General features: G+C 68.2%; 11 protein-coding genes. 10 read left to right on the forward strand and 1 reads right to left on the reverse strand.

Annotation, left to right across the window (positions count from 1 at the left end):
* Window positions 1–46 precede the first annotated feature (46 nt).
* Window positions 47–2,083 (reverse strand): TonB-dependent receptor, encoded by a 2,037-nt coding sequence (locus AT699_RS02530; protein WP_024067605.1) that lies wholly within the window; start codon window positions 2,081–2,083, stop codon window positions 47–49.
* A gap of 449 nt (window positions 2,084–2,532) precedes the next feature.
* Between AT699_RS02530 and metH the strand changes: the two genes are divergently transcribed.
* The 10 genes from metH (at window position 2,533) to AT699_RS02580 (ending at window position 15,186) form a co-directional block, all read left to right on the forward strand.
* A complete protein-coding gene (gene metH, locus AT699_RS02535; RefSeq protein WP_058207552.1) occupies window positions 2,533–6,306 on the forward strand; it encodes a methionine synthase in 3,774 nt (1,257 codons plus the stop codon).
* A gap of 180 nt (window positions 6,307–6,486) precedes the next feature.
* Window positions 6,487–7,215 (forward strand): FadR/GntR family transcriptional regulator, encoded by a 729-nt coding sequence (locus AT699_RS02540; RefSeq protein ID WP_020925365.1) that lies wholly within the window; start codon window positions 6,487–6,489, stop codon window positions 7,213–7,215.
* 94 nt (window positions 7,216–7,309) lie between these two features.
* Complete coding sequence (locus AT699_RS02545; RefSeq protein WP_058207212.1) at window positions 7,310–8,176, forward strand: substrate-binding periplasmic protein; 867 nt, start codon at window positions 7,310–7,312, stop codon at window positions 8,174–8,176.
* A 130-nt stretch (window positions 8,177–8,306) separates the two neighbouring features.
* Complete coding sequence (locus tag AT699_RS02550; protein ID WP_024067608.1) at window positions 8,307–9,140, forward strand: substrate-binding periplasmic protein; 834 nt, start codon at window positions 8,307–8,309, stop codon at window positions 9,138–9,140.
* A 12-nt stretch (window positions 9,141–9,152) separates the two neighbouring features.
* Window positions 9,153–10,190 (forward strand): L-idonate 5-dehydrogenase, encoded by a 1,038-nt coding sequence (locus tag AT699_RS02555; RefSeq protein ID WP_024067609.1) that lies wholly within the window; start codon window positions 9,153–9,155, stop codon window positions 10,188–10,190.
* Window positions 10,191–10,221: 31 nt separating this feature from the next.
* Entirely contained in the window at window positions 10,222–10,887 is a 666-nt protein-coding gene (locus AT699_RS02560) for an amino acid ABC transporter permease (RefSeq protein ID WP_006392647.1), read from the forward strand.
* Entirely contained in the window at window positions 10,884–11,543 is a 660-nt protein-coding gene (locus AT699_RS02565) for an amino acid ABC transporter permease (RefSeq protein WP_006392648.1), read from the forward strand. The genes AT699_RS02560 and AT699_RS02565 overlap by 4 nt, the downstream gene beginning before the upstream one ends.
* A 122-nt stretch (window positions 11,544–11,665) precedes the next feature.
* Window positions 11,666–12,397, forward strand: coding sequence for an amino acid ABC transporter ATP-binding protein (locus AT699_RS02570; protein WP_035182674.1), 732 nt, complete (start codon window positions 11,666–11,668; stop codon window positions 12,395–12,397).
* 27 nt (window positions 12,398–12,424) lie between these two features.
* Window positions 12,425–13,636 (forward strand): D-mannonate dehydratase ManD, encoded by a 1,212-nt coding sequence (gene manD / locus AT699_RS02575; RefSeq protein ID WP_006386881.1) that lies wholly within the window; start codon window positions 12,425–12,427, stop codon window positions 13,634–13,636.
* Window positions 13,624–15,186, forward strand: a complete 1,563-nt coding sequence (locus AT699_RS02580; RefSeq protein WP_024067611.1) for a mannitol dehydrogenase family protein — start codon at window positions 13,624–13,626, stop codon at window positions 15,184–15,186. The genes manD and AT699_RS02580 overlap by 13 nt, the downstream gene beginning before the upstream one ends.
* Window positions 15,187–15,213 lie beyond the last annotated feature (27 nt).

The raw sequence follows: 15,213 nt of genomic DNA on the forward strand, positions 1-15,213 counted from the left end.
TCGATACGGTCGGCGTGGAACAACGCCGACTATATCGGATCGCCGCTCAGTAGCGCAGCGTGAGGGAGGCGTAGAAGTTGCGGCCGGGCGCGGGGTACAGGTTGTACGGACCCGTTTCGCCCATGCTGCCGCTGCGGATGCCGTAGGTGGCGTACTTGCGGTCCAGGATGTTGTTCACGCCCACCGCGCCTTCGATATTGCGGGTGAATTTGTACGCGACCTTGGTGTTGAACAGCACGTAGGCGTCCAGCTGTTTGTCGAACTCGTTGGCCTGGTCGTTGTCCAGGCGCGACTTGCCGACGTATTGCGCGGCCACGTTCCACAGGAACGCATCGGTGGGACGCCAGGTCACGCCGGCATTGGCCAGCCACTTCGGCGCCATCGGCACGGTCTTGCCGGCCAGGTCGACGCCGTTGTAGGTGCCCGAGCGGAATTGCGCCTCCATCCAGGTCACGTTGGCGTCCAGCGTCACGCCGCGGACGATTTCGTGATGGCCTTCCAGTTCGATGCCCTGGCGCCGGGTCGGGTCCAGGTTGACGTTGGCGCCGAACATGTCGGCCAGCGGGTTGTACTGGATTTCGTTGGTCAGGTCATAGCGGAACCACGACAGGCGGGCGCTGCTGCGCTCCGATTGCCAGGTCACGCCCAGTTCCTTGTCGGTGGAGGTCTGCGGCGCCAGCGGGTTCTGCACCCACAGCAATTCGTCGCTGTTGGCCAGGCGGAAGCTGCGGCCGACCTTGCCGTACACGCCGAAGCCGTCGCTCAGATCCTGGCGCACGCCCAACTGCCAGGCAGTCAGGTGGTGGCCGCTGTCCGAGGGGTTGCCGCCCGAGCCGGCCAGGATTTCCAGCTTGTCCGAGGCATACTGGCGCCGCACGCCCATGGTGACGTTGGTGCTCTCGGTGGCGCGGATCTGGCCTTCGGCGAACAGTCCGTACTGATGCTGGCGCGACTGCATCCTGGATTGGATCGGGTCGTAGTACGCGTCCTGCGTGACCGTGGTCCGGGACTCCAGCGCGTCGGCGCCGAAGACGACGCTGTGGCCGCCGCTGATCGGCAGGCGGTAGCGCAGGCTGGCGCTGTTTTCCACCAGCTTCTGGTCGCGCAGCGTGTCGCCGCCGCTGTCGAACATGCTCGGCGAGGCATAGGTCAGGCCGTGCAGCTTTTTGTTGCGGCTGGCCAGGTCGGCGTAGAGTGTGCCGACGCCCAGCGCCTGTTCGAGTTGCAGACCGATGGTGGTGGACGTGGACTTGATGAAGTCGGCGTCGTTCTTGGAGCCGCGGCGGTCGTCCTGGTACTGGTTCAGGCCGGTGAGCGGATTGATCTGGCGCGGGCCGGGCAGTTCCAGGCGCTGCGTGGTGGTGTTGCCGTACAGGCGGATCGAACCGTCGGCATGGCGGAAGGTGATGCCGCCGCCGCCGCCCTCGCGGGTTTCGGCGTTGTTGTCGCGGTAGCCATCGCTGTGCAGCGACTGCATGTAGGCGTCGACGCCGACCTTCTGGTTGTTCAGGGCCACGGCGGCGTCGTACTGGCGCAGGCCGTAGCTGCCGAAGGTGGCGGTGGCGCGAGCCGTGACCGGCTCCTTGGCGAAGTCCTTGCGGGTGATGATGTTGATCACGCCGCCGGTGGTGCCGCCGCCGTATTGCACCGAACCGCTGCCGCGCACGATCTCGACGCGCTCGACCTGGTCCAGCGGCACCACGCCCAGGTTGGGGGCGGACAGGTCGTTGGGGTTCTGCTTGACGCCGTCGATCATGATCAGCGTGTTGCTGGCGCCGGTCACGCCGAAGCCGCGCAGGTCGACCATGGCGCCGTCCGCCGAGCCGGAGCTGTTGATCAGGTGGATGCCGGCCTGCGTCGACAGCAGGTCCTGCATGGTGCGGGCGCTGCTGGCGGCGATGTCTTCGGCGGTGATGACGGAGATCGACACCGGCAAGGTGCGGCCGTCGCTGGGCACGCGCTGGGCGGTGACGGTGACGGTGTCGAGTTCGGGAGCGGGGGTGGCGGCTTGCTGGGCGGCCGACAGGGCCGGGGCGGAGCAGAGCAGGGCGCCGGCGTAGCGCCGGATGGAGCGGGATTTCATCTACAAGACCTCGATGCGACCCGCGACCCCGCAGGTCAATCACGATGGGGAGGATGCCCGGGGCCACGCCGCGTCCCTGGGGAGCGGGCGCCGGACGGGTGTCCTGGCGATCGAACTGGCCGGTATCGGGCTGCCATGGGCGCATCGCGCGCATGGGGACCGTTGCGGGGGCAGCACAGGCTGGATGCCCCGGCCGGCCAGCCTCGTGGGCGGCGCGGTGGGCGTCTTCCTGTTTCCCGTTTACCTTTCGCACGCGGACCGGCAAGTGTTGCGTTCTTGCCTGTCCCGATGCGCCGAAAGCACCGGTTCGGGGCCGAAACTGTATCACCGGAGGGCGAGACAGGGCCCGTTTTGTTACGATCAGGGGTTGATTTTTAGGCCTTTATCGCTTTTTAGCGACATTTGCCCGGCCGCCTTCGTTGCCCAACCTCCTCCTTTCGGACCTGAACGTGTCGTATCCCCGCCTGCCTTACCCGCCCGAGAGCTTCACCCGCGGCGGCGAATTCGCCCGCCAGCTGGGTCAGCGCATCCTGATCCTGGACGGCGCCATGGGCACGATGATCCAGCGCTACAAGCTGGGCGAGGCCGATTTCCGCGGCGAGCGCTTCGCCGGCCATGGCAAGGACCTCAAGGGCGACAACGAGCTGCTGTCGCTGGTGCGGCCGGACGTGATCTCGGAGATCCACCGCCAGTACCTGGAGGCCGGCGCCGACGTCATCGAGACCAACACCTTCGGCGCCACCTCGATCGCGCAGGGCGACTACGACCTGCCGGAACTGGCCTACGAACTGAACCTGGTGTCCGCGCAACTGGCGCGCGAGGCCTGTGACCAGTACAGCACGCCGGACAAACCGCGCTTCGTGGCCGGCGCGCTCGGCCCGCAGCCCAAGACGGCGTCTATCTCGCCCGACGTGAACGACCCGGGCGCGCGCAACGTCACCTTCGAAGAGCTGCGCGTGGCCTACGTTGAACAGCTCAATGGCCTGCTGGACGGCGGCATCGACATCGTCCTGATCGAGACCATCTTCGACACGCTCAACGCCAAGGCGGCGATCTTCGCCACCGAGGAAGTGTTCGAGCAGCGCGGCATCCGCCTGCCGGTGATGATATCGGGCACGGTCACCGACGCCTCCGGCCGCATCCTGTCGGGCCAGACCGTCGAGGCCTTCTGGAACTCGGTGCGCCACGCGCGCCCGGTCACCATCGGCCTGAACTGCGCGCTGGGCGCGGCGCTGATGCGCCCGTACGTGGCCGAGCTGTCCAAGATCTGCGACACCTACGTCTGCGTCTACCCCAACGCCGGCCTGCCCAACCCGATGGCCGAGACCGGCTTCGACGAGACCCCGGCCGACACTTCCGCGCTGCTGGAGGAATTCGCCCGCGCCGGGCTGGTGAACATGTCGGGCGGCTGCTGCGGCACCACGCCCGACCACATCCGCGCCATCGCCGACAAGGTCGCGGCGCTGACGCCGCGGGTGGTGCCGGAGATCCCGGTCAAGACCCGCCTGTCGGGCCTGGAGCCGCTGAACATCGACGAGGACACGCTGTTCGTGAACGTGGGCGAACGCACCAACGTCACCGGCAGCAAGATGTTCGCGCGCCTGATCCGCGAAGAGAAATACGACGAGGCGCTGGCGGTGGCCCGCCAGCAGGTCGAGAACGGCGCGCAGATCATCGACATCAACATGGACGAGGCCATGCTGGATTCGGTGGCGTGCATGCACCGCTTCCTGAACCTGATCGCCTCCGAGCCCGACATCGCGCGCGTGCCGGTGATGATCGACAGCTCCAAGTGGGACGTCATCGAGACCGGCCTGAAGTGCGTGCAGGGCAAGCCGGTGGTCAACTCGATCTCGATGAAGGAAGGCCTGGAGCCGTTCCGCCACCATGCGCGCCTGTGCCGCCGCTACGGCGCGGCGGTGGTGGTGATGGCGTTCGACGAATTGGGCCAGGCCGACACGCTGGAGCGCCGCAAGGAAATCTGCGGCCGCGCCTACAAGATCCTGGTCGAGGAAGAGGGTTTCCCGCCGGAAGACATCATTTTCGATCCCAACGTGTTCGCGGTCGCCACCGGCATCGACGAGCACAACCACTACGCCGTCGACTTCATCGAGGGCACGCGCTGGATCCGCGAGAACCTGCCCCACGCCCGCATCTCGGGCGGGGTGTCGAACGTGAGCTTCTCGTTCCGCGGCAACGAGCCGATGCGCGAGGCCATCCACACCGTGTTCCTGTATTACGCGGTCAAGGAAGGCATGACGATGGGCATCGTCAACGCCGGCCAGCTGGGCGTGTACGCCGACCTGGATCCCAAGCTGCGCGACTTGGTCGAGGACGTGGTGCTGGATCGCGCCGAGCCGGTCGGCAAGACCGACCCGGCCGACGAACGCACGCCGACCGAGCGCCTGGTGCAGTTCGCCGACAGCGTGAAAGGCTCGGGCGCCAAGAAGGAAGAAGACCTGGCCTGGCGCAATGCCGAAGTCGAGGCGCGCCTGTCGCACGCGCTGGTGCACGGTATCACCGCCTTCATCGTCGAGGACACCGAAGAGGTGCGCCAGAAGATCGCCGCGCGCGGCGGCCGTCCGATCGAGGTGATCGAGGGCCCGCTGATGGACGGCATGAACGTGGTCGGCGACCTGTTCGGCGCCGGCAAGATGTTCCTGCCGCAGGTGGTGAAGTCGGCGCGCGTGATGAAGCAGGCCGTGGCCCACCTGATCCCCTTCATCGAAGAGGAAAAGCGCCAGATCGCGGCCGCCGGCGGCGACGTGCGCGCCAAGGGCAAGATCGTTATCGCCACCGTCAAGGGCGACGTGCACGACATCGGCAAGAACATCGTCTCGGTGGTCCTGCAGTGCAACAACTTCGAAGTGGTGAACATGGGCGTGATGGTGCCCTGCGCCCAGATCCTGGAGAAGGCCAAGGAAGAGAACGCCGACATCGTCGGCCTGTCCGGCCTGATCACGCCCAGCCTGGAAGAGATGGCCTACGTCGCCTCGGAAATGCAGCGCGACGAGTATTTCCGCAGCCGCAAGGTGCCGCTGATGATCGGCGGCGCCACTACCAGCCGCGTGCACACGGCCGTGAAGATCGCGCCCAACTACGAAGGCCCGGTGATCTACGTGCCGGACGCCAGCCGTTCGGTGGGCGTGGCCACCAGCCTGATGTCCGACCAGGCGGACGCCTACCTGGCGGAACTGGCCGAGGAATACGAGGACGTGCGCCGCCGCCACGCCAACCGCAAGGCCACGCCGATCCTGCCGCTGGCCGAGGCGCGGGCCTCGCGCCCGCGGATCGACTGGGACAGCTACACGCCGCCGCGCCCCAAGTTCATCGGCCGCCGCACCTTCAAGAGCTACGACCTGGCCGAGATCGCCAAGTACGTGGACTGGGGCCCGTTCTTCCAGACCTGGAGCCTGTTCGGCCCGTATCCGGCCATCCTGGAGGACAAGGTGGTGGGCGAACAGGCGCGCAAGGTCTACGCTGACGGCCAGGCCATGATGAAGCGCATCGTCGAGGGCCGCTGGCTGACCGCGAACGGCGTGGTCGGTTTCTACCCGGCCAACAGCGTCAACGACGAGGACATCGAGGTCTACAAGGACGAGAGCCGCAGCGAGGTGCTGTTCACCTACCGCAACCTGCGCCAGCAGGGCGCCAAGCGCGAGGGCGTCAGCAACAAGTCGCTGTCGGACTTCATCGCGCCCAAATCCAGCGGCAAGCTCGACTACATCGGCATGTTCGCGGTGACAGCCGGCATCGGCATCGAGAAAAAGGAAGCCGAGTTCGAGAAGGCGCTGGACGACTACTCCGGCATCATGCTCAAGTCGCTGGCCGACCGCCTGGCCGAGGCCTTCGCCGAATGCCTGCACGCCCGCGTGCGCCAGGACCTGTGGGGCTACGCGCCGGACGAGGCGCTGTCCAACGACGACATGATCGCCGAGAAGTACGTCGGCATCCGCCCGGCGCCGGGCTATCCGGCCTGCCCGGAGCACGTGGTCAAGACCGACATGTTCCGCGTGCTGGACGGCGCCGACATTGGCATGATGCTGACCGACAGCTACGCCATGTTCCCGGCCTCGAGCGTGTCGGGCTTCTACTTCAGCCATCCGCAGTCGCAGTATTTCAACGTCGGCATCATCGGCGAAGACCAGTTGCAGGACTACGCCGCGCGCAGCGGCCGCAGCATCGAGGATCTGAAGCGCACGCTGGCGCCGAACCTGGGCTGAGGCGGGTTTCGCCGCCGCGCCGGGCCCGCGCCCGGCATCTCAGCGCCACCCCAGCGCCGCCCCGGCTCGTCCGGCGCGGCGCTTTGTTTTATTCGGACGGTTTACCAAATGGATAGTGGTAAACCATGATGTGCCAAATTGGTAAACCACATAATATTTGGTCCAACCACTTTCAACGCCATGACACTACAACTGATCCCCAAGCCCGAGGAACCCGCCAGCAAGCCGGTGGCCGACCGCGCCTACCTGCGGCTGGCCGCGCAGATCCAGGCCCTGGTCGCGCAGGGCGAGTTCGCGGTGGGCAAGCGCCTGCCGGCCGAGCGCGCGCTGGCCGAGCGCTTCGACGTCAGCCGCACCTCGCTGCGCGAGGCCATCATCGCGCTGGAACTGCAGGGCGTGGTGGAAGTGCGCGGCGGCTCGGGCATCTATGTCTGTGAACCGCGTCCGGGCGTGGCGCGGCTGCCGGCCGCGCAGGAGCCGGGCGCGGGGCCGTTCGAACTGCTGCGCGCGCGCTGCCTGGTCGAATCGGAAATCGCCGCGCTGGCGGCCAGCACCCGCAACGATGCCGACCTGGATCGCATCTTCGAGGCGCTGACCACCATGCGCGAGCAGATGATGCACAAGGAAGAAAACCAGGAGGCCGACCGCCGTTTCCACCTGTACATCGCGCAGTCCACCGGCAACAGCGTGCTGCTGGGCACGGTGACGGCGATGTGGGACCAGGCGCAAGGCCCCATCTGGGAAAAGATCGAACAGCATTTCCACACGCAGGAATTGCGCCAGGCCTCGCAGGAAGATCACCAGCGCATCTTCAGCGCGCTGGTGGCGCGCGATGCGGATGGGGCGCGGCAGGCGATGCGCAATCACCTCGAACGCGTGATCGGCGAGTTCGCGCAGGGGTGGCGGTGAACAGGCTTTAAGGCAGGACCGGCAGGCGGCCCCCGGCTGAGCGCGGAAGATACCGCGCCCCGGAACCGGGCGACACACATCAGGAGACAACAGGATGCAGCAAAGGAACAAGGGGAGCCGCGCCTGGCACAGGGCGGCGGCGATGCTGTCGGCGTGCGCGCTGGCGGCCTATGCGCTGACCGCGCCGGCGATGGCGCAGGAAGCGCCCGCGGCGGGCCAGAGCGCGCGTATCGATGCCATCCGCAAGGCCGGCGAGCTGCGCGTCGGCGTGCTGCAGAACGCACCCTGGCTGCTGCAGGACGTATCCGGCAAGGGCGGCGAGGGCTGGAGCGGCCCGGCCTGGCTGCTGGCCAAGGAATACGCCCGCCTGCTGGGGGTGAAGCTGACGCCGGTGCAGGTCTCGCATGAAACCAAGGTGCCGGTGCTGGCGGCCAACCAGGTCGACATGACCATCAGCCCGCTGGCCGAAACGCCGGAACGCTTGAAGGTGGTGGACTTCGTGCTGTATTCCTCCACCAGCGTCTGCCTGTTCGGCCTGGCGTCCAATCCCAAACTGGCCGCGGCCAGGTCGGTCGATGACCTGAACCGGTCCGGCGTCACCATCGCCTATTTCACCGGCGGCGCCGAGGAAGCCTGGGTCAAGCAGCGCTTCCCCAACGCCACGCTGCGCGCCGTGGCCAACTCGGGCGCCACCGCGCCGATCGAGGAAATCATGGCCAGGCGCGCCGACGCGGCGCCGATCAATCGCGTGCCGTGGGTCGGCCTGAACCGCAAGGTGCGCGGCCTGGCCGTGCTGCCGGCCGAGGCCAACTGCCAGCAGAGCACCGAAAAGGCCTCGCCCGTGGGCCTGGCCATTGACAAGAACCAGCCTGAATACCTGGCCTGGCTGCGGCAGGTGGCCGCCGGCATGAAGACGCGTCTGGACGCCGACGAAATGCGCATCATCGAACAGACCCCGTAGGCCGCTCCGGCCTTTCCCCACCCCACTGGATTCACCGACCCGCGCAAGGCGCGCGGCCCGGGCGACTGCCCGCGGCCTCGCGCGCCCGCATCCGGCGTCCGCCGCCGGGCTTGCCTCCAAGGAGACCGCAATGCAACCGTCCTTTCTCACCCGTTTCGCCGCCACCGCTCTGCTGCTGGCCGGCGCCGCCACCGCCCAGGCGCAGACGCCGCCGGCGCCCGGCGAGAGCCCGCGCATCGACGCCATCCGCAAGGCCGGCGTGCTGCGCGTGGGCGTGGTCAACAACCCGCCGTGGCTGGTGCAGAACACCACCGGCTCGGGCGAGCCCTGGATGGGCTCGTCGTGGCTGCTGGGCAAGGAATTCGCGCGCCTGCTGGACGTGAAGATCGTGCCGGTGCAGGTCAGCCACGAAACCAAGGTGCCGGCGCTGATCGCCAACCAGATGGACATCATGATCGGGCCGCTGAACCAGAACGCCGAGCGCGCCAAGATCATCGACTTCGTCACCTTCTCGAACACCAGCGTCTGCATGTTCGGCCTGGCGTCCAACCCCAAGTTCACCAGCGCCACCAAGGTCGAGGACTTCAACCAGCCCGGCATCACCATGGCGTACTTCTCGGGCGCCGGCGAAGAGCCGCTGGTGCTGGAGAACTTCCCCAAGGCCAAGCTGCGCGGCGTGACCAACTCGGGTTCGGTGGCGCCGATAGAGGAAGTGCTGGCGGGCCGCTCCGACGTGGCGCCGCTGAACCGCATGCTGTGGCCCAACATCAGCAGGAAGGTCAAGGGCCTGGCCGTGTTCCCCAAGGAAAACGACTGCCAGGACAGCAAGATCTTCGCGATCGACGCGGGCATGGGCGTGGCCAAGAACCAGCCGGTGTACCTGGAGTGGCTGCGCAAGGTGGAAGCGCGCATGCATCCCGAACTGGTGGCCGAAGAGCGCCGCATGACGCAGAACCTGAAGTAAGGCGGACACACCATGCTCAATTGCGCGATTCATGGGGCCGAGGACCTGCGGCTGGTGGAACAGGCGCCCGAACCGCTGGGCCCGACGCAGGTGCGCGTCGGCGTCAAGGCGGTCGGCATCTGCGGTTCGGACCTGCATTACTACCGCCACGGCCGGGTCGGCGATTTCGTCATCCGCGAACCGCTGACGCCGGGCCACGAGGCCTCGGGCCAGGTGCTGGAGGTCGGTTCGGCCGTCACCGCCGTCAAGCCCGGCGACCGCGTGGCGCTGGATCCGGCGCGCACCTGCGGCGTGTGCCGCTATTGCCGCCAGGGCGATTCCAACCACTGCGAGGCGGTGTTCTTCTTCGGCAGCGCCAGCCGTTATCCGCACATGCAGGGCGCGATGCGCGAGCAGGTGGTGGTGCAGGAAAAACAGTGCGTGCCTGTGCCGGACAGCCTGTCGTTCGAGCTGGCCGCCTTTGGCGAGCCGCTGGCGGTGGCGCTGCACGCGGTGCGCAGCGCCGGCACGCTGCTGGGCAAGACGGTGATGGTGGTGGGCGCCGGGCCGATCGGCGCGCTGGTGCTGATGGCGGCGCGCCTGGCCGGCGCCAGCCAGGTCATCGTGGTCGACATCGTGGACCAGACCCTGGCGACCTGCGCCAGGGTCGGCGCCACGCGCACCATCAACGCCGCCGCCGAGCCGGGCGCGCTGGACGAGCTGGCGGCGGGCAAGGGCACGGTCGATGTGTGCTTCGAGGCCTCCGGCAACTACGCCGGGCTGGCCAACTGCATCCGCGCCACGCGGCCGCGCGGCACCATCGTCACGGTGGGCACGCTCAATGGCAGCAGCGAGCAGTGCCCGTTCAACCAGATCATGGTCAAGAGCCTGAACGTCATCGGCAGCTTCCGCTTCGTCGATGAATACGCCTGGGCGGTCGACTACCTGGGCCGCGGCCTGGTGGACGTGGCGCCGCTGCTGACGGCCGCCGTGCCGGCGCGCCAGGCGCACGAGGCCTTCGCGCTGGCGGCGGACCGGCGCCAGGCCATGAAAGTGATGGTGACGTTCTGAGCCCGGCGCTCGCGAATCGCACGGAGATTGCATGGACTTCGATTTTTCCCCCATCGTCGATAACTGGCGCTTCTTCGCCAGCGGCCTGGGCATCACGGTGGCGCTGAGCGCCGTCACGGCCGTCTCCAGCATCCTGCTGGGCCTGGTGATCGCGCTGCTGCGCCTGTACGGGCCGCGCTGGCTGCGGGTGCTGCTGGTGTTCTACATCGACAGCATGCGCGCCATCCCGGTGCTGGTGGTGCTGGTGTGGATCTACTTCGCCTTCCCGCTGCTGGCCGGGGTGACCTTCGCGCCGTTCTGGGCGGCGCTGGTGGCGTTGACGCTGCACATCGCGGCCTATTCGGCCGAGGTGATCCGCGCCGGCATCGAGTCGGTGCGGCCGGGGCAGATGCGCGCCGGCCTGGCGCTCGGCATGTCGCGGGCCCAGGCGCTGCGCAAGATCATCCTGCCGCAGGCCACCATCCGCATGCTGCCGGCCTTCGGCTCGGTGCTGACGGTGGCGATCAAGGACACCGCCATCGCCACGGTGATCGCGGTGCCCGAGCTGATGCACAAGGCCGAGACCATCGCCGGGCAGAGCTACCGGCCGATCGAGGTGTTCACCGCGGTGATCGTGGCGTACTTCGTGATCCTGTTTCCGGTGACGCGCGGCGTGGACCGGCTGTACCAACGCTACGCACACCTGGGGCGCTCATGAATCTGGACTGGGGAATTATCTGGGACTCGCGCCAGGTGCTGCTGCAGGGCGCGGCCATGACCGTGATGCTGACGGTGGTGACGATGGCGCTGGCGGTACCCGGCGGCATGGTGCTGGCACTGATGCGGCTGTCGTCGAACCGCGTGGCCAACGGCGTCGCGGTGGCGATCGTCGAGTTCTTCCGCAACCTGCCGCTGATCCTGGTGATCTATTGGGCGTTCTACGTCATGCCGATGGCGCTGGACGTGCAGTTCTCGGCGGTGACCACGGCGCTGGTGGCGCTGGTGCTGAACGTGTCGGCCTACAACTCCGAGACCTTCCGCGCCGGCATCAATTCGATCCGCAAGGGCCAGATGGAGGCGGCGCTGGCGATGGGCATGTCGCGCCGCCAGGCCATGTTCAAGGTGCTGGTGCCGCAGGCGGCGCGGCGCATCCTGCCGGTGCTGGCCAGCACCTGGATCTCGCTGTTCAAGGACACCTCGCTGGTGTCGGTGATCGCCGTCAGCGAGCTGGCCTATGCCTCGATGCAGGTGCGCGCGCAGAGCTTCCGCGTACTGGAAATGCTGACCGCGATGGCGGTGATCTATTGGCTGATGGGCTATCCGCAGGCCAAGCTGGTCGACTGGATCCACCGCAAATACGGAGTCAAGGAGTGAACGAGATGATCCTGGAACAAGTGGCCGGCACGGCCGGCGCGGCGGCGGCCGCAGCAACGACCAGCGCGGCAACGGTCGCCGCAGCGACGGCTGCCACCCGCAAGGGCGCCGACCAGCCGCCGGTGCTGGTGTACGAGCACGTGCGCAAGGTCTTTGGCGACTTCGTGGCGTTGAACGACGTCTCGCTGCAGGTCAACAAGGGCGAGGTGATGTGCCTGATCGGCCCGTCCGGCTCGGGCAAGTCCACGCTCCTGCGCTGCACCAACGCATTGGAGAAGATCGACGGCGGCCGCGTGCTGCTGGACGGCGTGGCGGTGCCGGAGGCCGAGTCCGAGGTGCGCAAGGTGCGCCAGCGCATGGGCATGGTGTTCCAGAGCTTCGAGCTGTTCCCGCACAAGTCGGCGCTGGACAACGTCGCCATGGGGCCGATCACCGTGCTCGGCATGGCGCCGGAGCAGGCGCGGGCCCGCGCCATGGCGCTGCTGGAGAAGGTGGGCCTGGCCAACAAGGCCGGCAACTTCCCCGCCAACCTGTCCGGCGGCCAGCAGCAGCGCGTGGCGATCGCCCGCGCCCTGGCGATGGAGCCGGAAGTGATGCTGTTCGACGAGCCGACCTCGGCGCTCGACCCCGAGACCGTGGGCGAGGTGCTGAACGTCATGAAGAAGCTGGCGCAGGAAGGCATGACCATGATCGTGGTCACGCATGAAATGAGTTTCGCGCGGCGCGTGGCCAACTGGGTGGTGGTGTTCGAGAACGGCGCCATCCTGGAACAGGGCCCGCCCGCGCAGATTTTCGACAACCCGCAGGTCGCCCGTACCCGCGACTTCCTCAGCCACCTGGGCTGGGAAGGCTGAACACCCTCCCGTTTCACGGAATCCATGATGAAAATTACGAACGCACGCGTCATTGTTTGTTCGCCGGGCCGCAATTTCGTGACCCTGAAGATCGAGACCGACCAGGGCCTGACCGGCATCGGCGATGCCACCCTGAACGGGCGCGAGCTGGCCGTGGCGGCCTACCTGACCGAACACGTGGTGCCCTGCCTGATCGGCCGCGACGCGCACCAGATCGAGGACATCTGGCAATACCTGTACAAGGGCGCCTACTGGCGCCGGGGCCCGGTCACCATGACCGCCATCGCCGCGGTCGACACCGCGCTGTGGGACCTGAAGGCCAAGGCCGCCGGCCTGCCGCTGTACCAGCTGCTGGGCGGCAAGAGCCGCACCGGGGTGATGGTCTACGGCCACGCCAACGGCAGCGACATCGAGCACACCGTCGACGAAGTGCTGCGCTACGCCGACATGGGCTACCGCGCGATCCGCGCGCAGAGCGGCGTGCCGGGGCTGGACAAGGTCTACGGCGTGGGCCGCGGCAACCTGTTCTACGAACCCGCCGACGCCGATCTGCCCAGCGAGCACGACTGGTCCACCGAGAAGTACCTGCGACATGCGCCCAAGCTGTTCGAGCGCATCCGCGAAAAGCTCGGCTTCGAGCATCACCTGCTGCACGACGTGCACCACCGCCTGACGCCGATCGAGGCCGGCCGCCTGGGCAAGTCGCTGGAGCCGTACAACCTGTTCTGGATGGAGGACGCCACGCCGGCCGAGAACCAGGAGGCCTTCCGCCTGATCCGCCAGCACACCACCACGCCGCTGGCGGTGGGCGAGATCTTCAACTCGATCTGGGACTGCAAGGACCTGGTGCAGAACCAGCTGATCGACTACATCCGGACCACCGTGGTGCACGCCGGCGGCATCACGCACCTGCGCCGCATCGCCGACCTGGCCTCGCTGTACCAGGTGCGCACCGGCTGCCATGGCGCCACCGACCTGTCGCCGGTGTGCATGGGCGCGGCGCTGCATTTCGACCTGTGGGTGCCGAACTTCGGCATCCAGGAATACATGCGCCACACCGAGGAGACGGACGCGGTGTTCCCGCACGCCTACACCTTCTCGCAGGGCATGCTGTATCCGGGCGATGTGCCGGGTCACGGCGTGGACATCGACGAGAAGCTGGCCGCCAAGTATCCGTACAAGCGCGCTTACCTGCCGGTGAACCGGCTGCAGCAGGACGGCACGTTATGGAACTGGTAGCCCCGGCGGCCGTCCGGCTGCATCCGGCGCGCCTGCAGGCGCTGGCGCCCGGCGTGGCGCGGCCGGCCTACGACCGCGGCGCCCTGCGCGCCGGCATCGTGCACCTGGGGCTGGGCGCGTTCGCGCGCGGCCACCTGGCGGCGGTGAATGAAGCGGCCCTGCATGCCAGCGGCGACCCGCGCTGGGGCATCTGCGGCGTGTCGCTGCGGCAGGCCGACACCCGCGACGCGCTGGCGCCCCAGGACGGGCTGTACACGCTGGCGCTGCGCAGCGCCGACGCCGAGGGCCGGCCGCAAGCGCGGTTGGCGGTGATCGGCTGCCTGCTGGAAACGCTGGTGGCGCCCGAGGATCCGCAGGCGGTGCTGGCGCGCATCGCCAGTCCGTATACGCGCATCGTCAGCCTGACCGTGACCGAAAAAGGCTATTGCCACGATCCGGCCAGCGGCGCGCTGAACCTGGCGCACCCCGACATCGCGCACGATCTGGCGCAGCCGCTGGCGCCGCGCAGCACCATCGGATTCCTGGTGTGGGGGTTGCAACGCCGGCGCGCGGCGGGCCTGGGACCGGTGACGCTGCTGTCGCTGGACAACCTGCCCGGCAACGGTCACCTGCTGCGCGGCCTGGTGCTGGCCTTCGCCGCGCAGGTGGACGCGAGGCTGGCGGAATGGATCGACCAGGCCTGCGCCTTTCCCTGCTCGATGGTGGACCGCATCGTGCCGCGCACCACCGACGAGGACCGCGCGGCCGTGGCGCAGGCGCTGGGCATGATGGACGCCTGGCCGGTGCAGGCCGAACCGTTCCTGGAATGGGTGGTGGAAGATCATTTCGCCGCCGGCCGGCCGGACTGGGCCGCGGGCGGGGCGCGCTTCGCCACGGAGGCGGCGCCTTTCGAGACGCTCAAGCTGCGCATGGTGAACGGCGCGCATTCGGCGCTGGCCTACCTGTCGGTGATGGCGGGCTGGGCCACGGTGGACCAGGCCGTGGCGCAGCCGGCGTTGCGGCGCTATCTGGCCGACCTGATGCGCACCGAGATCGCGCCGACCCTGCCGGTGCTGCCGGGCCTGGACCTGGCGGCTTACCAGGAGCGGCTGTTGCAACGCTACGCCAATCCGGCGCTAAGGCACCAGACGCGGCAGATCGCCATGGACGGGTCGCAGAAGATGCCGCAGCGCCTGCTGGGCACGGTGCGGGCGCGGCTGGCGGCGGACCGGCCGATCGCCGGGCTGGCGCTGGCGCTGGCCGGCTGGCTGCATTTCCTGCGCGGGGTGGATCAGGCAGGACGGCGTTATCCCATCGATGACCCGCTGGCCGAGACGCTGGCGCAGCGGTTGGCGCAGGCGGAGCAGGCGGCGCGCGAGGCGCCGCCGGGGCCGGCCGCCGCGCTGGCCTGGGCGCGCGAGATGACAGCCCTGGCCGCCGTGTTCGGCGACCTGGGCCGCGACGAGCGTTTCGTGCGCGAGGTGGCGCAGGCGGCGCAGTCGTTGCGCACGCTGGGCGTGGCCGGCGCGCTGGAGGCGACCCTGGCCGCGATGCTCGCGGGCCAGGACTGATACGCGGCCGCCGTCCGCGCCGAAAGG

Origin of the sequence: Achromobacter xylosoxidans, assembly GCF_001457475.1 — a bacterium.
GTDB lineage: Bacteria > Pseudomonadota > Gammaproteobacteria > Burkholderiales > Burkholderiaceae_B > Achromobacter > Achromobacter xylosoxidans.